Here is a 20,325-nt window from a genome sequence, read left to right on the forward strand (position 1 = left end):
TCAGGCTTCGCCGGTGATGGAGAGTTCATCCACCCAAACATGAGGGGAAACGCCTCGGTGGGTGATTTCAGAAACAGCTTCCAGATGAGCAATGCCGTTGAGTACAGAGCGGATGTCACCGGCAACCGTTGCTGCTTCAACGGAAACCCGTTCGCCGTTGTTCACCAACCATCCATCGAAGGGCAAGGAGAAGGATCCCTGGGTGGCTTTCACACCGGCGTGAAGCGCTGACAGATCCTCAATCAGCACGAAGGGGCCTGACTCGGTGCGGTGGTTGAGGCTGTTACCGCTGCTCACCTGCGGGTTGGAACCAACCACGAACCAGTCTGGACCCACCGAAACCTTGGCACCGAGGCCGGCGTGGCCGGTGGGTTGAACACCGAAGGCTCGGGCCGTGGCTTCCGAGTGAAGGAAATTCTGCAGGGTTCCGCCCTCAATCAAGGAGAGACGTCGGGTTGGTGTTCCCTCGCCATCGAAGGCAGCCGCACTGATGTGTCCGGGGTGGAGGCCGTCATCGTGGAGGTTGAAGAAGGGAACAGCCACATCGGATCCAATCGAATCCCGCTGGCTCAGGCTCACCCCATCGAGCACCGAACGCGCATTGAACATGCTGCTGAAGGCACCAAGCAGTGAGAGAAAGGCCTCGGGGGTGAAGCAAACCCGGTAGCTCCCGGTTTCAATCGGTCGATAGTCCAGATGGCTGACGGTGCGATCAACGGCCTCAGTGATGCAGCCTTGAACATCCAGTTCGCTGCTGCCAAGACCCAAACGAACAGCACCTCCACTGCGGGGCTTACGACCTGTTTCCTCCGCCCTTGCGTAGAGATACAGGCTGGCTTGGGTGCGCTCCATCTGGCGCAGTGCTCCATCACTGTTGAGATAGAGGCTCTGGGACAGGGATTCCGCCAGTCCGTTGTAGGGGACGGTCTGGATCGCAGGGTGACGACCCAACAGATCGGCTTCCGCATCCCGAAGGGTGTCCAGCAGGGGGAGGATTCCTTGGCGTGGTTGAAGCGGGCGATCGAGCTCGGGCAGTGGAGCCGTGGCGAGGGGGGAGAACTCAGGGATGTCCTCGGGATTGCCAAAACGGCTGGCCGTATGGGCTCCCACCAGGGCTTGCTCCAAGCCGCTGTCGGAGAGGTCGGTGGTGCTGGTGATGCCTACCAGGCCATCGCTGTTCCAAACCCGGACGGTGATGGAGCTCCGCTGCGAGGCCTTCAGTTGTTTGGCTTCACCACGATCCACCTGAACAGAGCAATCGTCACTGCAGGCGGCACCAAGATCCCAACGACGAATGCCTTCGCGCGAGGCGAGGGTCTGAAGGCGATCCCTGAGATCCGTGGCGTTAAGGCTGTTGTTGCTGCTCATCATCAACGGCCCCCCACCGTGATCGAATCAACTTTGATGTGGGGTTGGCCCACGGTGACGAACACACTTCCACTCACGGATCCGCAGAACCCGGCAGCCAGTTCCAGATCGTTGGCGCACATGGAAATGCGTGGCATCACCTCCTTGGCATCACCGATCAACGTCGCCCCTTTCACCGGTTTGGTGAGTTTGCCGTTCTCAATCAGATACCCCTCTTCAACGGAGAAATTGAACTGACCTGTCGGGCCGACGCTTCCCCCCACCCATGGCCTTGCAGTAAAGGCCTTGATCGACGGATTCAATCAACTGCTCAGGGGTATGCGGACCGGCGTCGATGAAGGTGTTTCGCATCCGGCTCGCAGCTGCAAAGGCATGGCTCTGACGCCGGCCGCTTCCGGTGCGTTTGTGGCCCGTGCGCAGTTCACCGGCCCGGTCACTGATGAAGCGTTGGAGCACCCCGTCTTTGATCAGCACGGTGCGCTCAGGTTCCATTCCCTCGTCATCCATCGAGATGGAACCGAAGGATCCACCACTCAGCCCTTCATCGATGGCGGTGACTGCAGGGTGAGCGATCAGTTCACCAACCCGGTCTGCGAAGGGCGTGGTGCCCCGTTCAATCTGGGTTGTTTCGAGCAGGTGGCCGCAGGCCTCGTGGAAAATCACGCCACCGAACCGGTTGGCGAGAACAGCCGGCATCTGTCCGGCATCAACGTAGTCGGCCCGCAACATCATCCCAGCGCTGTTGCACACTTCAGCTGCGCTGGCTTCGGAATCCCAGTCCCGAAGATCGTCCGGACGATCGGAACTGCCATAGCGGCGGCTAATGCTGGATCGGTGATCGCCGTCGGCGGCAAGAACGGAGAGACCGGTCGACTGATGCAGGCGGATGTCGCGGGCAAAAGTTCCATCGGAAGCAGCCACCAGCACTTCCTGCCAGTCGCGGGCGTAACTGCCACGGCGCACCTGCAGGTGCTGACCAAGACGATTGAGATGGTCTGTGCCTTTGAGCAGGCACTGGCTGGCCTGATCCAGGGAGGGGCAGCGTTCCAGCCAGTCGGCTTTGTTCAAGCCATGGTCGGTCAGCTGTTTCAACCCTTCAAAAGCTGTAGGGGACGTGAGCTGTTGCGCCTCGAGACCGAGCATGGCGAGGGCTTGATCGAGGGCGCGCTGGAGGCCGGCTTCGCTGAGATCGTTGGTACTGACAAAGCCATCACGGCCATCACGGAACACCCTGAGGCCAGCTCCCCGGGCGAACGACGGATTCACACTGGTGATCCGATCCTGTTCGGCAAGCAAACCGATGTGGTCGGTGCGCTCAAGAAACACCTCCACCAGGTCGGCTCCTGCGGAGTTGCCACGGTGCAGCAAGGACTCCAAGAGTCCTTGCCACTGATTCGAAAAGGCGTTGGTCAAGAAATCTCCTCGATTGGGCCGGGGGAGTCCCCTCAGCGCACAGCTGGCTGGAAACGATCGCTGTCGATCGCTGGCATCAGGAACAGCTTGGCCATCTCGGCAGCGTTTCCGATCCAGAAGGGCAGCTTGCGAAGCACTTTCAATGGAGCGATGGCATCACTGGCATCAGCCTTTTCCAATGCGGCGTTGTTGGCCACCAGCCGCTCGAGGCGTGTCCAGAACTTGTCGTTGTTCACATCAAGAACAACGGGGAAAACGCGCGCTGACGTTTCGTTGGTCTTCTCGATCACCATCTTGTCGTAGGTGCGAGCATCCAATCCGAGAGCCTCGTAGAACTCTTTGCGGGCCACGTCGCGCACGTACATGGTGGCGAACACCGCCAACAGGAAGAAGCGGCACCAGAGTTTGGCGATGGGGCCACGAACCGTGTCCGGTTGGGCCTTCATCAGGGCATCAAAGAAGTCACCATGACGGTTTTCGTCCTGACACCAGTTCTCAAAGAAGTTGAAGATCGGGAAGATCTTGCTGTCGGGGTTCTTTTCGAGGTGGCGGTAAATGGCGATGTAACGCCAGTAGCCGATCTTTTCAGACAGGTAGGTGGCGTAGAAGATGAATTTCGGCTTGAAGAACGTGTAGTCCTTGTTCGCGGTCAGGAAGCCGAGATCCAGCTGCATGCCGAAATCACTCATCGACTTGTTGAGGAAGCCGGCGTGGCGAGCTTCATCCCGAGCCATGTGAGCAAAGCACTCGGCCAGAAGAGGGTTCTTCGCCTTAATGCGGCGGCTCAGTTCCTTGTAGAGCAGGAATCCTGAAAATTCCGATGTGCAGCTCTGCTCAAGGAATTCGATAAACACCTTGCGGGTTTCAGGATCCAGCTTGTCCGCAGCACCCTCGAACTCCTCGTTACGAACGAAGTGGTGGCGGTTGTAATCCTTCCTGAACTCTTCACAGATGGCTTCAAGTTCAGCCTCATTGGGCTGAAGATCCATCGCCGCCATCGCTTCAAAATCGGTGGTGTAGAAGCGGGGGGTCAGGATTGTGTCCTTGACAGGATCCTTGATGGCTACAGCGCTGCCTTCGGCCACGGCGGTGGGAGGGACCATCAGTTGCGTTTCACGATTCTGCCAATGTAGGCGTGTCAGTCCGACCCCCGAGGCCAACGCGGCCGGTTAGTTACCTCCCAGCCACTTTTGGCCGTTCAGCCGTTGCAACAGTCGGGAGACAAGAAGGGGCAAGGACATCCGCTTCTCATCGATCAGAAAGCTCTCCAGCAGCGTTGGCTCGCTGCCGGCATCTGCCAGGGCAATCACCTTGTCGCTGTTGATGTCGGCCTTGGCGAAGCACACCCAGAAGCGACGCCCGCCAGGCAGTTCGCCGATCACCATTGGACATTCACCACCGACGACGGGACGCTGCCCATCCACGCGCTCGAGCCGATCAGCGGTGATGTCATGTTCGGCCAACTGTTTGGCGACGGCCGGCAAAAACAGTGTGTCGATGAATTCAGGGAAGGGCTTGTCCTCCGGCTTGGGCGGCTTCGCTTTGGGCGCCGCTTTGGCAGGGGCCTCTTGACCTGAAGACTGCTTCTCGACTGGGGTTTCGCTCACCGATCCAGCATTGCTGGCGCAACTGTAAGCAGCTTGGTGCGCTGCTTACCAGTTCGCCTCCGGATCATCTCCCCAATCACTGAACTCCTGAGAAGGAGAGCCCACGGCTGAAGCGCCTGATGAAGCCTCTGATGGCGGGGGGACTGACGAAGGGCGTTGAATCACGCGGTAGGCCACAGACACCGTTGGAGCCGGTTCTCTCACATCTCGTTCGGGGCCTGGGTTTGTGCTGGATCTGGGTGTCGGTTCGTAGTCGGTGTAGCCCCTCTCCTCAAACTCCGGTTGAACAGGGGAACGCCTCTGGCGACTCAGAGGACGCTCCACTGGGGAGACCAAAACCGCTGCGACAGCGGCTCCGGCCGCACCACCAACGCCAGCCAGCGCTGTCCACGCCCCAACGGGGAGCGGAGGTGTTGTCCAAACCAGCAGACGGATCCGGGTCTTGTCTCCGACATTCGTGGCCGAAAGAACCAGCAACGCCAGCAGTGGCGCCAGGCAGGGAATCAGCAGCAACCGCTGAAACATGCTCATTCCAGGGGGCCCTGCCAGCGCTTCAGGGGTGCAAGGTCCTCCTCCAGGCCGTCGAACAGGCGCACCACCAGAAAGTCCACCATCTCCTCCAAGGAATCGGGCCGGGTATACCAGGCCGGAATGGGAGCGGCAATGGTGGCTCCAGCTTCAGAGAGGCCGGTGAGGTTGCGGAGGTGAATCAGGTTGAAAGGCATCTCCCGGGGAGCAATCACCAGGGGCCGACGCTCCTTGAGATGCACATCCGCACAACGTTCGATCAGATCTGCGGCGATACCGGCATGGATCCGCCCGACGGTTCCCATGCTGCAGGGAACGATGACCATCGCCCGGGTTCTGTAGCTGCCACTGGCAATGCAGGCAGCCTGATCATTCCAGCGATGACAGGTGAGCTCGCCACTCTCCACCGACAGCCTCTCTCGCCAGAACGCACGTTGTTTCAGGGGATCAACAGGGATCGTCAGGCCCTGTTCCGCACGAAACACCTCATGGGCACCATGGCTGAGCACAAGATGCACCGAGCGCCCGCGCTGCAGCAGCAGCTGTAGGGCACGCTCGGCCAGTGGTTGAGCGGATGCACCGGTGACTGCCAGAACGTAGGGATGCATCACTCAGCGCTCGCTGAGGGCAACGGGCAGCGGCTCCGAGGATTCAGGCGCTGAGGATTCAGGTTCCGTGGAGCCATTGGAACCCTGGCTGATGACCTCAAGGTCGATCTGGTTGCGCAGAACATCCACATTGATCACGCGCACCTGTACGGCGTCGCCAAGTTGATAGGTCTGACGGTTCTTGCGCCCGACCAAGCGATTCTGGCGTGATCTGTATTCGTACCAGTCATCGTTGAGGGAGCTCACATGCACCAGCCCTTCAACGCGACTTTCACCAACTTCCACGAAAAAGCCATAGCTCTGCACACCACTGATGCGCCCTTCCACCTGTTCGCCGATCAGAGGTTGGGCTGAACGGGCCTGGATCATCGACAGCAGATCCTTTTCCAGTTCCAACACCTGACGCCGTCGCGTGTTGAGCCGCTGCACGGTGCGCTCGTTCACCAATCCGTTCAACTTCTCGCCCTGGGATGCGGTGAACAGGGGCCACGTGAGATCAGCACCGGCACCCTTGAGGCCAAGATTCAGACGCGTCTTGTGACGGACAGTTGGACGATCCTTGGCATCGGTCAGCAGCGCAACGATCACCTGTTGATTCACCAGGTGGGCGTAGTGCTGGGTGGCACAGGTCCATGGGGTTAGTGAGCTGTTCCGGCTTGACGCAGCAACCTCGTCCCCATCGGAATCTGCTGCCGCAGGGGGGGCCTCTGTGGATGCCACAAGGGTGAGAGGTGGCAGGGCTTGACTGAGTTGTTGTTCCAGCACCCGGCGCTGACTGCTGTCTTTGAACACCTGAACCAGCTCCGAAGCTGATGGACAGCCGTCGTCATCCAGTTCAAGGGGAAGATCCAGGGCAATGGCTGTCTTTGCCACATCGGTGAGCACGCTGCCATCGGGTTCATCCGCCTCAACGGTGATGCCCGGCAGTTGGAGCTCGAGTCGTTGTGCGGTCCACGCACGGTCGGCGGCCCTCAACAGAGGCTGAAGGAACGCATGGGGGTCGACCGGGTTGAACGCATCAACCCAGCGATGCCGCAACCCGGAGGGATCTGCGCTGCAGAGGTCACCAAGGGCCTCCAGCTGTGGAGGGCAGAGATCGAGCTGCACAACCCCGTTGGCACGCTCCTGCTCCAACAACAGCGTGCTGCAGAAGCGCAGGGTCTCCAGCTGACCGAGTTGGTCTTTGATCGGCTTGAGGGCGGTCGGGACGCTGCGCGCCTTGGGTTTGCGTTCCGCCAGGGCGACCAACTGATCGGCGCTCACCTTGGCGACGGGGCGCACCGTGCTGAGCATGAACTCCCAGTCGCTCACCTCACCGTTGGCAGAGACGTCGAGCCGAACGCTGATGGCATCAGCCTCGGACCCGGCCGAGAAGCTGGTGGCCTTGTGGAGGGCCGGAGTGAGAAGAGGTTGCCAGACTTCACCGAGGCAAAGGGCTTCACCACGGTCCCGCAGGCAGGCATCGAGGCTGTTGCCCAGACCGATCCGCTCGCCCACGCTGGGCGCATGGACCCAGAGGCGACAACCGCCGTCCCTGGCTTCAACGTGCACGGCAGGTAATCCCGGTGCATCGTCCTGACTCCATCCTTTGAGCAGCAGCGACGGTTGTGCGGTGAGATCGACCCGGCCTTTGGACGCAGGGGTTTTGCCAGAGCTCCTGGGTGCCGTTGGACGGTCCTGGAGACCAACCTTGGTCAGCAGCAGGTCCCGGTCGGCTGCTGGTCCGCCATTGAGCGGGAGAGATCGCACAACGTGGCCGGCCGCAGGATGCTGAGCCACGGGATAGCGATCGATGCGCACCTCGACAACGCTGGAGACCTCATCACCGGGCAGATGCTTGGAATCCTCTGCTGGCAGCTCAATGCCGGCAAGCACTCTGTCGTCCAGGGGGGAGGCGAGCAGCTGGTCGCTCTGCTGCTCCACCTGAGCCAGGAGAGATTGCGTGGCCCGTTCCAGGATGCATTGCACACCTCCTTCAGGAGAGCGGCGGCGTCCGCCCTCCCGCGTCACCCGCACCAGCACACGATCGCCATTCCAGGCGTGGTTCAGCTGATGGTCACGGATGTAGATGTCCTCGCCGCCGTCATCGCGTATGGCGAAGCAGAAGCCTTTGCTGCTGCAACGCAGGCGAGCATCAATCAGATCACTCTCCTGAGGCCGTGTGAGACCACCCTCACTGGTCTTTTCGATCACACCGATTTTCATCAGTGATGAAACGGCAAGCTCTAGCGCCGCTTTATCCGTCTTGTTGCTGAGCTTGAGGATCTTGACCAGTTGGTCGGGGTCAGAGGAGTGCTCCGTTGAGAGCTGATCCAGCAGATCGGCAACCGTAAATTTCATCGTGGCGTGCGCAGAAACCGACCATCAGGGCCGGGAGATAGGGAAGGGGTGGTCGACGCTCTTCAGCAGGCCGTGCAGAGTCAGCCCTTCAAAGATCACTTTAGGACTCAGAAGTTTGATCCCCGTCCGAGTTGGCTTCACCATCACGGACGAGAGGAACCAGCAAGCGGCCACCGATCACGAGGAAACCAACGGAAGCCAGCAGTTGAAGCAGATCGCTGGGAATCACGGTGGCAACGGAACCACCGGCGAAGGCCCCCAGCAAACTGGCCAGAACCAACGCCGATGATGAGCCGAGAAACACGGCCAGGGGGCGATTGGACGTGCCACTGATGGCAACGGTGGCGAGTTGGGTCTTGTCACCGAGTTCGGCCAGGAACACGGTCAAGAACGTGGAGATCAGAAGGGGAAAATCCATCGTCAGCTCGCTGCATTGAGCCAAAGGGAGCTGGCGGCCTGAAGACCGAGCCAGATGCCGAGCGCCACCATCAGCACCCCAGCCATCAGTTCAAGACGCTCAGGCGGAAGGGCTTTGGCCAACCATTGACCGACGAGAACGCCCACAAGGCTGGATGAAATCAACGCCAGCGCGGCACCGATGAACACCAGAACAGGAGAGCCGGACTGGGCCGAGAGCAACAGCGTTGCCAACTGGGTTTTGTCGCCCAGTTCAGCCACAAACACTGTGGTGAAGGTGCTGAACAGCACGGCAGCAAAGCTGCGCGACTCAGGGCTTGTTTGCTCACTCGTCAACAGAACCTCCCGCGGTCTGAGCGCGCTTGAACCTACGCATCACGCCACTGCGGCCGCCATAGGTGCTGCGGATCTGTTGTTGGCAACAGGTGATGGCGAAGGCATCGAACTGATCATCGGGAACGTCAAAAAGACGGCCCAGACCACTGACACGACAGAAATCAGGTCGCTCCTCATAAATCGTGCAGCGCTGACTGCCCGTGTCGTAGTGGATGCACCAGCCGTCAGGGCCAACCATGGCCAGATAGGTGCGTTGTTGCTCTTCGTTCAAGGCCGCCAGGGCATCAGCCCGTTCCTCCGGAGCGAGTCGGCAACAGGCTCCACAGTGTTTGATGCAGGACCATTGCGGCGTCTCTCGGCTCATGATTGAAGCTGTGACAAGCCATCACAGAGATCAGAACCAATCCGTCGCACTTGGGACAGAGCCCCGTAGCCTGGGAGGCGTAACGATTTTGGACAGCGCTGCATCGCCATGGGCTTTGACATTCACCTGATCGCCAACTTTGCCGCCCTGGCGATGATCACCATTGCCGGTCCCGCTGTCATCTTCATCCTCTTCTACCGCCGCGGCGCACTCTGATCGCCTTGTTTCAAGGACGTAGCCCCAATCCCAGGCAGGCTTCCTCGATCAACTGAATCACCCGCTGATCCCTCGCCAGATCGTTGTCGCTGGTGAGGGATTGTTCTTGTTGAATGCTCGCCTGAAGCGTCTCACCCTCGCCATTGGTGAGCTTCAGACCTGAAGTTTCCGTCAACTGGGCGATGTACTGCCGTGTGCCGCGGTCGATCAACACCAACTCCGTATGGGCACGGATGGCCTTGAGCTCAAGCTGCAGACGCTGTTCACCCTGCCAACGGTTGATCGAAATGCTGTAAGCCACGTCACAGCATGCGGGAACAGGCGCCGCTGGATCCCATCGCCAGGCGATGGCGCGACGCTCATTTTCACCCTGGCGCAGCGTCAGGGCCAGGTGTCCTCCTTTGAGGTCGCGCCGATCCTCAACGCTCACCCCCCGTGACCAGAACAGGGGTTTGGGATGACCGATGCCGAATGGGGCCAGGGATTGCAGGTGGCGCCACAGATCCCAGTTCACGTCCTTCAACTGCAGCAGAGCGTCAGGTTGCACGGGACGCCCCTGGGCCTGGGTCATCAACCAGCCATCGGCTTCGGCGCAGAGGCGCTCATGCAGAGCATGCACGAATTCCGCTTTAACGGTGAACCCCCCGGCAGCGGGATGGCCTCCAAAGCGGGTGAGTAGATCACTGCACTTGGAGAGGGCACGATCCACCGCGAAACCGATGGGTCCCCGTACCGAAGCCCGGAGACTGCCATCTCCATCACCGGCCAGAAGAGCGGTGGGGCGGTGATAGCGCTCCATCAGCCGCGCAGCAACAATGCCAATCACCCCGTGGTGCCAGTGGCTTTGCGCCAACAACAGGAATGAGGGGAGAGCGTCACTGGACTCCGCTTCCACCAGCGCCACGGCCTCCGCTTCAATCGCGTCGCAGAGATCCCGTCGCTGGCGGTTGTAATCATCACAACGGCGTGCGAGGGCCATGGCTGAATCGGGATCTTCAGCCGTGAGCAGATCCACCACAAGCCTCGGTTCCCCAAGGCGGCCCACTGCATTGATGCGCGGTGCAAGCTGAAACCCGATGTCTTCGGCCGTCAGCGGACGTTCCCCGAGACCCGCCAGGCGCTGAAGCGCTTGCACGCCCTTGCACTCGGAGCGATGCAGATGGTTCAGCCCCTCCAACAACCAACTGCGGTTGGCCCCCATCAGAGGAGCCATGTCGGCCACCGTACCGATGCAGAACAGATCCCGGGCCACGCGGATGGCTTCCGGTTTGTTCAGAACATCGGCAACGGCATGGGCCAGCACATAGGCCAGCCCCACACCGGCGAGTCCACGGTAAGGCGAGCCCTCCGGGGTGGTGGCCGGGTGTATGAGCGCGGTCATGGGCGGCCGTTCCGCCGGGATCGTGTGGTGATCGGTCACGATCACCTGCATCGACAAACTTGCGGCCAGTTCGAGGGCTTCCCTCGCGGCAACACCGTTATCAACGGTGACCAGCAGTCGCACGCCATCGTCGTAGAGCCGCTGCACCATGGCGGAATTGAGGCCATATCCCTCCTCCATTCGCGAGGGAATGGCAGGTTCCGGCTCAGCACCCAATGGGGCCAACGCCCGCAACAGCAAGGCTGTGCTCGTCATCCCATCGGCGTCGTAATCACCACAGATGCCGACGCGTTCACGGGATCGGCAGGCCGCTACCAAGCGCGTACAGGCCTGCTCGAGATCGGGGAAATGATCACGTGTGGGCGGTAGATCACCAGGGGAGAGAAAGCTCTCGGCCTCGGATGTTGAGCTGAATCCCCTGCGCCGCAGCACACAGCGCAGCGACAGCGGCAGATCAAGCCCTTGCAATGGCGATGGTTCCACCACGGCTGGAAGGGACCAGGACCAATGCAGCGGAACAGCCGGCAAGGGAACGCAACAGGCGGTGATGTCTCAGCATTGTGCCGTTGCTGCTCCTCAAGGTGAACAGGCTTTCAGCGGTCTTCTGGGATGTGGATGGCACCTTGGCCGACACGGAAATGGATGGTCATCGACCGGCCTTCAACATGGCCTTCAAGGAACTGGATCTCCCCTTTGTTTGGGATGAATCGCTCTACAACAGACTGCTGGCGATTCCTGGCGGGCTGCGCAGGGTGAACCTCCACGCTGAAACATGTGGGGTGCATCTCAGCCAGAACCAACTGGAGCAGGTGCGTGATCGCAAACGCGTCCATTACCTGGAACGGGTCCGCCAAGGGCATGTGCATCTCCGTCCCGGAGTGAAGAGGCTTTTGCATGAGTTGAACAGGGCCGGCGTGCAGCAGTGGATCGTCACCTCCAGCGGTTCAGCGTCGGTGATGGCTCTGCTGGAACAGATCCAGAAGCAAATTCCCAGCTTCGATGGGGTGGTGACATCGGATGACGTTGCTTCGGGAAAGCCAGCACCGGACGGCTACCGACTCGCTCTCGAACGCAGTGGGGCCAACAGTGCTGCCAGCCTCGCCATCGAAGATTCTGCGGCAGGTCTTTCGGCGGCAAGAGCCGCAGGTCTGCGTTGTCTGCTGACCCCTTCCCCCTGGGATGCCGATGCTCTGCGTGAGTCCGGAGGCGAGGCTGCTGCGGTGTTGAATCACCTGGGGGACCCTGGACAGCCAGCAACCGTGCTTTCCGGTGCCTCTTGCCAGGAGGGGGCAGTAACGCTGAAGTATCTGGAGTTCCTGCTGTCGGTGCCGGATCGATGAGCTCAATCCAGCGCACACGTCTGGCGGGGCTTCAGAACGAGTGGGGCGCTGGGATCCGGCGGTTCTGGTCTGGCCCCTGGTGGCGCCGCAGCGCTTCGTTGCTGCTGCTGCTGCTCGGATTTTTCATTGGCAGCAACCTTCCCGTCTACATCCTGGATGCTGTTGAACTCAGGACGTACACAGCGTTCTATGCCCTCATCGCCTGTGAATTGATGGTTCTTGGGCGCCGTCGTCTTCCCTGGCTGGACAACCTCCGGCTTGGATTCGTTTACGCCGTTGTTCTGGAGGCGTTCAAAGTTGGATCCTGAGGGCCAACGCCTCATCCCCAGCAAGGATCAGCAGCGGTTGCTGCAGCACCTCGAGTTGGGCGACCTTCCGAGTTGGTCTGCACTGCAGCGCAACTCTGGGTGGCATCGGGTCGCCATCGATCACTGGCATCCTCAGGCGACACCGGATTGGCTCTGGTCTGTTGGTCTGCCGCTTCTGAACCTGGGCCAGCAATGGCAGGGTCAACGCCGACTGCTCGGATTCAGTGCTTTGCCAGGTTGCGGGAAAACCACCCTGGGGCAGTGGATTGAAGCTGCCGCACGGGCACTTCACCTCTCGATCCAGGTGGTTTCTCTCGATGACTTTTATTTCGAGGCCGAACGGCTTGATGCGGCGATGCAGGGCAACCCCTGGGGTGTGCCTCGTGCGCTTCCTGGCAGCCATGACTTGGAGCTCCTGCAGGAGTGTCTTCAGACATGGCGACAGGGTGAGAAGGTTCTGATGCCTTGCTTCGACAAAGCCAAACGCCATGGCCGAGGAGATCGAAGCGGTTGGCGCCGTTGCGATGCCGACTTGCTGATTTTTGAGGGTTGGTTTGTGGGCTGCAGCCCAAATGACGACGCAACTGCGGATGAGCCCCATCTCGAGAGCCCCCTAACGGCGCAGGAGTTGGAGTGGCGCCTGAAGCTGCAACCCGTGCTCGCCCACTACGAACCCACCTGGAGGTGTTTCGATCAACTCTGGCAACTGCGAGCAACCGACTTCAACGCGCCTTGGCGATGGAAGCGCCAACAGGAAGCCACCCTTGAAGCGGAACGCGGTGCGTCGCTGTCGAATGCCGACTTGGATCGTTTTATCCGCATGATTCTCTGCTCGCTGCCATCGAGCAGTTTTCACACCATGCGAGCGGATGTTGTTGTGGAGGTGGATCCGGATCGAACTCTGCGGCGGATCCACCTCCCGAGTTCGACTCAGGATTCGCCGTCTTCGGACTCACTCACCGGATAAACAAAACCCTGGGCGCGGCCACTCAGCACAGACTTGCCGATGGACATGGCGCGCTGGGCGGCAACGGCTGCCTTGGCCTTCCAGGTGGCGCTGCGCTGGTTGCGCTTGGCCTTGGATGTTTTCTTCTTCGGGACGGCCATTGCGCCTGGTGAATTTCCAAACCGAGATTGTCTCGTTTGGAACCCCCTTGCGTCAAATCGCTAGGCTCCGTGCAGCGCAATGAAGTCGTGGCACCAGGTTCGGACGATTCCAGTGGTTCCGCGGCCCCTCAGAAGGCTCAACCTTCTTCGATTCAGGGTTTTTGGACGAAGCAGGACACGGTGAGTTACTCCACCCTGCTGAGAGATATCGATGCGAAAGAGATCAAACAGTTGGATCTTGTGCCCGGTCGTCGGGAGGTAAGAGTCGAATACAACGATGGCCGACGGGTCACGGTTCCTGTTTTCGCCAACGACAACCAAATTCTTCGGGCCGCTGAAAGCTCCGGCACGCCCCTGACGGTTGTTGACATCCGCCGCGAACAAGCAGGACGCGAACTGGCGGGAACCCTGATGTTGGTTCTGCTGGTGGTGGTCGGCTTGTCGTTTCTGTTGAAGCGTTCAGCTCAGATGGCGAACAGAGCTCTTGGGTTTGGGCGCAGTCAACCTCGGTTGAAACCCCAGGAAGACCTTCAGCTTCGTTTTGAGGATGTTGCCGGCATCAACGATGCGCGGCTGGAACTTGAGGAGGTGGTCACCTTTCTCAAGCAGCCCGAGGCCTTCATCCGCCTGGGCGCCAAGATTCCGCGGGGAGTGCTGCTGGTCGGCCCCCCTGGAACCGGGAAAACGCTTCTTGCCAAGGCGATTGCAGGCGAGGCGGGCGTGCCGTTCTTCTCCATCGCGGCCTCTGAGTTTGTTGAGCTGTTCGTGGGTGTTGGTGCGAGCAGGGTTCGCGATCTGTTCCGCCAAGCCAAGGAAAAGTCCCCCTGCATCGTTTTCATTGACGAAATCGACGCTGTGGGTCGCCAGCGGGGTGCTGGTATCGGTGGCGGCAACGATGAACGGGAGCAGACCCTCAACCAACTCCTGACGGAGATGGACGGCTTTGAGGAGAACTCCGGTGTGATTCTGCTGGCGGCCACAAACCGTGCCGACGTGCTCGACGCCGCACTGTTGCGTCCAGGACGTTTCGACCGGCGCATTGATGTGGGCCTTCCCGATCGCCGAGGTCGCGAGGCCATTCTCGCCGTTCATGCGAGAACTCGCCCCCTCGACGACGCGGTCTCGCTATCGGATTGGGCGAGCCGCACGCCGGGTTTTTCCGGGGCTGACCTCGCCAATCTTCTCAACGAAGCGGCCATCCTCACGGCCCGCCAGAACATGCTCCGTATCGGTCAGTTCCAGCTGGAGGGGGCCTTGGAGCGGATCACCATGGGGCTGAGCAACCGTCCCTTGCAGGACAGCGCAAAAAAACGGCTCATCGCCTATCACGAGGTGGGTCATGCCCTGGTGGCCAGTCTTCTTCCAGCGGCCAACGCGGTGGACAAGGTCACGATTCTTCCCCGGGGAGGGGCCGGTGGTTACACCCGCTTCATGCCTGACGAGGAGGTGCTTGATTCCGGGTTGATCACCCGCTCCTCCTGCCTCGCTGATCTGGTGGTGGCCCTGGGGGGACGAGCAGCTGAGCAAGTGGTTTTCGGGTCGCTCGAGATCACCCAGGGAGCCAGTGGAGATCTCCAGATGGTGGCGCAACTCGCACGGGAGATGGTGACGCGCTTTGGCTTTTCCAGCCTCGGACCGATGGCCCTCGAGGGTCCGGGTACGGAGGTTTTTCTGGGGCGCGATTGGTTCAACCAACGGCCGGGATACGCCGAATCCACTGGCCAGGCCATTGACGCTCAAATCCGCCAGCTCGCCAAGAGTGCTCTGGCGCAGGCCATCGCCCTGCTGGAGCCCCGCCGTGAGTTGATGGATCAACTGGTGGACGTTTTGATTGCCGAGGAAACGATCAACGGTGATCGATTCAGAGACATCGCTGGCCTCCCATGAGACGCCTCCTCCTTCTGCTGCCGCTGGTTGTTGTTGCAGCCCGGATGCAGATCGAGTGGCTCTGGTTCGATCAGTTCGCCTGGAGCGACGTTCTCCTCAAGCGCTGGCTTCTGCAGCTTCTCTTCGCGGGTGTGGCGATGCTGCCGCTGTTGGCAGCCCAGGCCTGGTCAAGGCAATTCAGGCAACACAGCTCGAGTTCATCCAAGGCGATGAGCCTGACCGGATGGTCCTTTGGATTCACGCTGTTGATCAGTGGTGGTGCTGTGCTGATCAGTGCCTTGCTCACGCTGGATCTGTTGGCGTTGGCCATCCACGATCCGTTTCAGCTTGGGGAATGGCAGCCAGTTGCGGGGCTCCAGCACCGCATCAGCTCAGCTGCAGGACTCGTTCAGGCAGGGGCGGTAGGGCTTGCGATGGTCTGGCCGCGGTTGAGGCTGTGGCTGGCACGGATCATGGCGGGTTCGCTGGTGGCTGTCGTCAGCCGGGCGTGGGGCATCTGGTCGCTGGCGCTATGGATTCCCGATGAATCCACGAGAGACCCCTTGCTGGGAGCGGATCTGAGCTTCGGCTTGGGGCGTTTTGCAGGATTGCATCTGGCCCTGGACATGCTGCTCTTGGCTGCCGCGTTCACCCTCGCCTTTGAGCTCTGGCGGGTGCTGGCGAGCTCAAAATCGATTTCTGACTGGGCCAGTCCAGCCTTCTCTGCGCGACAGATCCAACTGTTCAGGTTGCTTTCGGCGCTTCTGCTGGTCGGAGTGGCGGGGCAGGTGTGGTTATCGAGGCATCAGCTGCTGTGGACCCAACACGGCCTTGTGGCAGGGGCGGGCTGGCTCCAGGCCCACATGACCCTTCCGTTGCGCGGCTTCGCCACACTGCTGCTGGTGCTGATCGCATTTGCACTTCTTGTCCCGTGCCGGCGACGCCTCCGTCAGGGCCTTGCACTGGTCTTGGTGTCTCTTGTGGTGTTGGAAACGGTGGCAACTCCGTTAACGCGCTGGCTGGTGGTGCGGCCAAGGGAATTTGCACTGCAAGAGCGCTATCTGAACAATGCCATTGAGGCCACGCAATGGGGCTTCCAGTTGGATCAGATCAAGAGTCAGGTCGTCGACCCGACAAGGTTCAGCACCGCTGATCGCGAGCAAGGTGTTAGCACGCTCGAAAATGTGCGTCTCTGGGACAGCAGCCCTCTGCTGGAAGCCAACCGGCAACTGCAGCAACTGAGGGTGTACTACCGCTTTTCCAATGCTGCTGTTGATCGCTACCCGCTGAATGAAAACAGCGATTCGTCGCAGCAAGTGATCCTCTCGGCCCGCGAATTGGATCAATCCGCGTTACCGCGTCAATCCAAAACCTGGCAGAACCGTCACTTCATCTTCACCCATGGCTATGGATTCACCGTCAGTCCGGTGAATGACAGAAGCAGTGATGGCCTTCCCTCGTATTTCATTAAAGGTCTTGGCCCAGAAACAGTCATTGAGGGAAATCCAGAACTGGGGATTGAACGTTCGGAGGTGCAGGAGGCCATCCCCGTTGGTGATGCGGCGATCTATTACGGGATGCTTCCTTCGCCCTATGCCATCGCTCCAACGCAGATTGAAGAATTCGACTACCCCGAAGGCGACATCAATGTGATGACGCACTATCAGGGTGCTGGCGGAGTACCGATTGGATCCTGGCTTCAGCGATTCGCAGCAGCTGTTTATCTGCGTGACCCTCGATTGCTGATCACCACAACGATCAATGCTGATTCCAAACTTTTGATCCGGCGTGATGTGCGCAGTCGGGTTGAGGCCATCGCTCCATTCATTGATTTTCGTGGTGAGCCCTACCTGATCTCCATTCCAAACCCTGAGCAAGACAGCTCCAACACCACCACGGCAACTTCAGAACAACGCAGGCAACATCAGTATTGGGTTGTCGAGGGTTACACCCACAGTTCAACTCTGCCCTACAGCGCAGCGGTCTCAGCAGATGATCCGGATCGGTATTTAAGAAACTCAGTGAAGGCCATCGTTGATGCTTATAACGGCAGCATTCGGTTTTTCATCTCGGAGCCTGAGGATCCAATTGTGATGGCCTGGGCTCACGCTTTTCCAGGCTTGATGGAGCCGATGGAGGCAATGCCAAAGGCTTTTCTTGATCACCGCAGAGTTCCTGAGGACTTCTTCAATGCCCAGGTCAACCAATTGAAGCGGTACCACGTTTCGAATCCCAGAATTTTCTACAACAGTGATGATGTTTGGCAGGTGCCAAGCGAGATCTACGGCGGCCGCAAAGTTGATGTTGCTCCGTATCACATCACGGCTCAGCTTCAAAGCAACGACAACTCTGAATTTCTGCTGCTCCAACCCCTGACCCCCTTATCAAGGCCAAATCTCACGGCGTGGTTGGTGGCTCGGAACGATGGCGATCACTACGGTGAACTGAAACTGATCGACTTTCCCAAAGACAAATACATTCCCGGTCCTGAACAGGTTCAGGCTCTGATTCATCAGGATCCAGATGTGAGCGAGCAGTTTGGTCTATGGGATCAGGAGGATCTGGAACTTCTGCAGGGGAACCTGCTTGTGCTTCCCGTGGGCTCCGGACTTCTCTATGTGGAACCGGTGTATCTGCGCACCAAGAAGGTGGGGCTGCCTTCTCTGGCCAGGATTGTTGTGAGTGACGGCCGATTGGTTGCCATGGACCGCGACCTCAATCTTGCTTTGGATCAACTCATGAAAAAAGCCCCACCCGTTTGACGGGCAGGGCAAAACGAAGTGACCGATCGGGATGATCGAACGATCAGCCGATGGCGGAGAAGTACTCCTTGGAACCCTTGGGGTCAGGCTTCATGGTCTTTTCGCCAGGAGTCCAGTTGGCAGGGCAAACCTCGTCGGGGTTGGACTGCACGTACTGGAAGGCCTGCAGAACGCGCAGGGTTTCATCAACGTTCCGTCCCACAGGCAGGTTGTTGATGGTGGCGTGCATGATCACACCGTCGGGGTCGATGATGAACAGACCACGCAGGGCAACACCCTCAGCCTCGTCGAGAACGTTGTAGGCCGTGGAGATCTCCTTCTTCAGGTCGGCAACGAGGGGATAGTTGATATCGCCCAGGCCACCCTGATTGCGAGGGGTCTGGATCCAGGCCAGGTGGCTGAACTGGCTGTCCACGGAAACGCCGAGAACCTCGGTGTTCTTGCTGGAGAAATCGGCGTAGCGGTCGCTGAAGGCCGTGATCTCAGTAGGACAAACGAAGGTGAAATCCAGTGGATAGAAGAACAGCACCACGTACTTGCCCCGGTACTGGGACAGGGTGACTTCCTTGAACTCCTGGTCCACCACAGCGGTGGCTGTGAAATCAGGGGCCTGCTGGCCCACACGCAAGCAACCGGTGTCGGTCATGTTCGGGAGGTGAATGAGTGAGCTGAAGGCCGCGAACGACTTAACACGTAGTCGATTCGACTTCCAGTATCAGGTTTGAACCTATCACGACCCTAGCCATCCGTCGCCATAAACTCAGGTGATGACTGACCAACTCACGAGCTGGGATCCTGCGCTCCTGCGCAAGTTCAGTTCCACCGGACATTTCCGTCTGCTGAACCAGCTGAAGGGAGATCTGCGCAAGAAACCCCTGGATCGAGACCAGCGCACTGGCCAGCTGAAGACTCTGGTCGGGAATCGCGGCGCAACCCGACGTTCAACGGCAACGCGGAGCATCGAGCCGGCCCCAGCTCCAGCTCCAACACCGGTTGTCGAGACGGCACCCCCACTCACCAAGGACGATCAACCGAAATCCTTCCGCGATCGCCTTAATGCCATCGACATGCGCTGAGGCTGAACCCCTGAGATGTATGATGGGTACTGGCCTGAAGGGCCTGCGTCAGAGTAGCTCAGCTGGTTAGAGCACAGGATTCATAACCCTGAGGTCGGGAGTTCAAGTCTCCCCTCTGACATTCATTGATTCATGCTGTTGATCAGCTCGTTCGAACTCTCGTTGAGTTCGGGCATGCCTGATTCAGGCCTTGCGTGCCGGTAGTTTGACCAGGGGATTGAGAGCAGCGCCACCGGCCCGACGGATTTCAAAGTGAAGGTGAGGTCCGGTGCTTCGTCCGGTGCTTCCCATCAGTGAAATGCGAGCACCCCGGGGCACCATCTGCCCTTTTTTGACCAGAAGGCGGCTGTTATGGGCGTACCGCGTCGATTCACCGTCGCTGTGGGCGACTTCGACCAGATAGCCGTAGGCACCGCTCCAGCCGGAGTAAGTGACGATCCCATCGCGAGCGGCAACAATGGGCGTTCCAGTGTTGTTGGCGATATCAATGCCTTTGTGCATGCGTCCCCAGCGCCATCCATAACCGGATGTGAAAACACCCTTGGTCGGCCATTGGTAACCCACGATTGGTGGTTTGAGCCTGTTGGGCTGATCGGCTAATGGCAGGCGAGTTTGAGCAGGCCAAGCAGCACCTCCACTCCGCAGCGGACGAACAGCAAGAAGGGACTGCCTCGAGCCAGCCTGGGCGACCTGCAGTTCCCGGCCAACTGTCAAAGCACTCAGCTCAAGGCCAGGATTCCAGGCCTTGAGCTGTTCTTGAGTAACACCGTGGCGCTGAAGGAACGAAGCCAGCGAATCGCCTTTCTGGATTTTCGCGAGGGTATGAATCGTTGGTTGGGCAGAAACCGGAAGCGTCTGACGTTCACTGGAGCGGTTGAGTGACGACAACGTCACGGCAACACCCCGTGCGGAGACCGGCAGGGAAAGCCAACTCTCTTTTTCAAAAACGTGGGAGCTTGGCAGGTTGTTCAACGAGGCCAGCTCCTCACGATCGAGCTTCAACAGCTCAGCGAAACGCCGCAGGGACGTGGCACGAACAACTTTGAACCAGATCTGAGTGCTGGATTCGACTTTGCTGACAACAGCAACGGGATTGTTCGGGGAGAGAGCTGGCAGAGGGGGCAGCTCGGCAAGATCAAAAGTGGTGTTATCGGCAATCCCGGGCAGAGAACTCCACAGACCCAGGGACAGAACAGGGGTTACAGCAGCTGCCAGAGCAAGCGTTGCGCGCATGAAACCACTGAGACGCGTTGAAGGTAACGAGCCGAACATCCCCGCGCAAGGGGGT

At 59.6% G+C, this 20,325-nt stretch carries 20 protein-coding genes, 1 tRNA gene and 1 pseudogene; 8 read left to right on the forward strand and 14 right to left on the reverse strand.

The features are described 5' to 3' along the window. The 10 genes and pseudogenes from SynA1544_RS06830 to SynA1544_RS06875 all read right to left on the reverse strand — a co-directional run bounded on the left by SynA1544_RS06830 (position 1) and on the right by SynA1544_RS06875 (position 8,981). Positions 1-1,371 carry a TldD/PmbA family protein gene (locus SynA1544_RS06830; protein WP_186515314.1) on the reverse strand — a complete coding sequence of 457 codons (1,371 nt, stop codon included), beginning with the start codon at positions 1,369-1,371 and terminating at the stop codon, positions 1-3. Further along, positions 1,371-2,781 (reverse strand): annotated as a pseudogene (locus tag SynA1544_RS06835) (TldD/PmbA family protein). Before SynA1544_RS06835 ends, SynA1544_RS06830 begins: the two are co-directional and overlap by 1 nt. A 32-nt stretch (positions 2,782-2,813) precedes the next feature. Beyond that, positions 2,814-3,884, reverse strand: a complete 1,071-nt coding sequence (gene acsF / locus SynA1544_RS06840; protein ID WP_186515315.1) for a magnesium-protoporphyrin IX monomethyl ester (oxidative) cyclase — start codon at positions 3,882-3,884, stop codon at positions 2,814-2,816. Between the two features lie 66 nt (positions 3,885-3,950). Continuing rightward, a complete protein-coding gene (locus SynA1544_RS06845; protein WP_186515316.1) occupies positions 3,951-4,388 on the reverse strand; it encodes a DUF2996 domain-containing protein in 438 nt (145 codons plus the stop codon). Positions 4,389-4,433: 45 nt separating this feature from the next. Further along, positions 4,434-4,919: a hypothetical protein gene (locus SynA1544_RS06850; RefSeq protein WP_186515317.1), complete on the reverse strand. Its 486-nt coding sequence runs from the start codon at positions 4,917-4,919 to the stop codon at positions 4,434-4,436. Then, on the reverse strand, positions 4,916-5,524 hold the full coding sequence (locus SynA1544_RS06855) for a flavin prenyltransferase UbiX (protein ID WP_186515318.1): 609 nt from the start codon (positions 5,522-5,524) through the stop codon (positions 4,916-4,918). Before SynA1544_RS06855 ends, SynA1544_RS06850 begins: the two co-directional genes overlap by 4 nt. A gap of 3 nt (positions 5,525-5,527) precedes the next feature. Then, positions 5,528-7,864, reverse strand: a complete 2,337-nt coding sequence (locus SynA1544_RS06860) for an RNB domain-containing ribonuclease (RefSeq protein WP_186515319.1) — start codon at positions 7,862-7,864, stop codon at positions 5,528-5,530. Positions 7,865-7,964: 100 nt separating this feature from the next. Then, positions 7,965-8,282, reverse strand: coding sequence for a TMEM165/GDT1 family protein (locus tag SynA1544_RS06865; RefSeq protein WP_115132611.1), 318 nt, complete (start codon positions 8,280-8,282; stop codon positions 7,965-7,967). A 2-nt stretch (positions 8,283-8,284) separates the two neighbouring features. Continuing rightward, positions 8,285-8,617 (reverse strand): TMEM165/GDT1 family protein, encoded by a 333-nt coding sequence (locus SynA1544_RS06870; RefSeq protein ID WP_186515320.1) that lies wholly within the window; start codon positions 8,615-8,617, stop codon positions 8,285-8,287. Continuing rightward, positions 8,607-8,981: a YkgJ family cysteine cluster protein gene (locus tag SynA1544_RS06875; RefSeq protein WP_186515321.1), complete on the reverse strand. Its 375-nt coding sequence runs from the start codon at positions 8,979-8,981 to the stop codon at positions 8,607-8,609. The genes SynA1544_RS06870 and SynA1544_RS06875 overlap by 11 nt, the downstream gene beginning before the upstream one ends. Positions 8,982-9,089: 108 nt before the next feature. Here SynA1544_RS06875 and psb30 point away from each other — a divergent pair, with 108 nt between their 5' ends. Beyond that, on the forward strand, positions 9,090-9,197 hold the full coding sequence (psb30, locus tag SynA1544_RS06880) for a photosystem II reaction center protein Ycf12/Psb30 (RefSeq protein ID WP_025362280.1): 108 nt from the start codon (positions 9,090-9,092) through the stop codon (positions 9,195-9,197). Positions 9,198-9,207: 10 nt separating this feature from the next. On the opposite strand, the gene recJ is transcribed toward psb30, so the two are convergent. Further along, on the reverse strand, positions 9,208-11,106 hold the full coding sequence (gene recJ / locus SynA1544_RS06885; RefSeq protein ID WP_186515322.1) for a single-stranded-DNA-specific exonuclease RecJ: 1,899 nt from the start codon (positions 11,104-11,106) through the stop codon (positions 9,208-9,210). A 32-nt stretch (positions 11,107-11,138) separates the two neighbouring features. Between recJ and SynA1544_RS06890 the strand changes: the two genes are divergently transcribed. The 3 genes from SynA1544_RS06890 to SynA1544_RS06900 are packed head-to-tail and all read left to right on the forward strand — an operon-like array spanning position 11,139 to position 13,193. After that, entirely contained in the window at positions 11,139-11,918 is a 780-nt protein-coding gene (locus SynA1544_RS06890) for an HAD-IA family hydrolase (RefSeq protein WP_186515323.1), read from the forward strand. After that, positions 11,915-12,226 carry a DUF565 domain-containing protein gene (locus SynA1544_RS06895; protein ID WP_186515324.1) on the forward strand — a complete coding sequence of 104 codons (312 nt, stop codon included), beginning with the start codon at positions 11,915-11,917 and terminating at the stop codon, positions 12,224-12,226. The genes SynA1544_RS06890 and SynA1544_RS06895 overlap by 4 nt, the downstream gene beginning before the upstream one ends. Then, entirely contained in the window at positions 12,216-13,193 is a 978-nt protein-coding gene (locus tag SynA1544_RS06900; RefSeq protein WP_186515325.1) for a phosphoribulokinase, read from the forward strand. The genes SynA1544_RS06895 and SynA1544_RS06900 overlap by 11 nt, the downstream gene beginning before the upstream one ends. On the opposite strand, the gene rpmF is transcribed toward SynA1544_RS06900, so the two are convergent. Further along, positions 13,157-13,333: a 50S ribosomal protein L32 gene (gene rpmF, locus SynA1544_RS06905; protein WP_006851068.1), complete on the reverse strand. Its 177-nt coding sequence runs from the start codon at positions 13,331-13,333 to the stop codon at positions 13,157-13,159. The genes SynA1544_RS06900 and rpmF overlap by 37 nt on opposite strands. Positions 13,334-13,420: 87 nt before the next feature. Here rpmF and ftsH point away from each other — a divergent pair, with 87 nt between their 5' ends. Both ftsH and SynA1544_RS06915 read left to right on the forward strand, forming a co-directional pair. Next, positions 13,421-15,220, forward strand: coding sequence for an ATP-dependent zinc metalloprotease FtsH (gene ftsH, locus SynA1544_RS06910; protein WP_186515326.1), 1,800 nt, complete (start codon positions 13,421-13,423; stop codon positions 15,218-15,220). Next, positions 15,217-17,961: a UPF0182 family protein gene (locus tag SynA1544_RS06915; protein WP_186515327.1), complete on the forward strand. Its 2,745-nt coding sequence runs from the start codon at positions 15,217-15,219 to the stop codon at positions 17,959-17,961. Before ftsH ends, SynA1544_RS06915 begins: the two co-directional genes overlap by 4 nt. 43 nt (positions 17,962-18,004) lie before the next feature. Here SynA1544_RS06915 and SynA1544_RS06920 read toward each other — a convergent pair whose 3' ends face one another. Next, positions 18,005-18,607 carry a peroxiredoxin gene (locus tag SynA1544_RS06920; protein ID WP_114989138.1) on the reverse strand — a complete coding sequence of 201 codons (603 nt, stop codon included), beginning with the start codon at positions 18,605-18,607 and terminating at the stop codon, positions 18,005-18,007. A 121-nt stretch (positions 18,608-18,728) separates the two neighbouring features. Between SynA1544_RS06920 and SynA1544_RS06925 the strand changes: the two genes are divergently transcribed. Both SynA1544_RS06925 and SynA1544_RS06930 read left to right on the forward strand, forming a co-directional pair. Continuing rightward, the gene (locus SynA1544_RS06925) at positions 18,729-19,037 is read left to right on the forward strand and encodes a hypothetical protein (RefSeq protein WP_186515328.1); all 309 of its coding nucleotides are present in this window, start codon (positions 18,729-18,731) and stop codon (positions 19,035-19,037) included. A 47-nt stretch (positions 19,038-19,084) separates the two neighbouring features. Further along, positions 19,085-19,158: transfer RNA gene (locus SynA1544_RS06930), tRNA-Met, on the forward strand. Positions 19,159-19,220: 62 nt separating this feature from the next. Here SynA1544_RS06930 and SynA1544_RS06935 read toward each other — a convergent pair. Beyond that, on the reverse strand, positions 19,221-20,270 hold the full coding sequence (locus SynA1544_RS06935; protein ID WP_186515329.1) for a peptidoglycan DD-metalloendopeptidase family protein: 1,050 nt from the start codon (positions 20,268-20,270) through the stop codon (positions 19,221-19,223). Positions 20,271-20,325: the final 55 nt, after the last annotated feature.

Origin of the sequence: Synechococcus sp. A15-44, from assembly GCF_014280115.1 — a bacterium.
Classification (GTDB): domain Bacteria; phylum Cyanobacteriota; class Cyanobacteriia; order PCC-6307; family Cyanobiaceae; genus Parasynechococcus.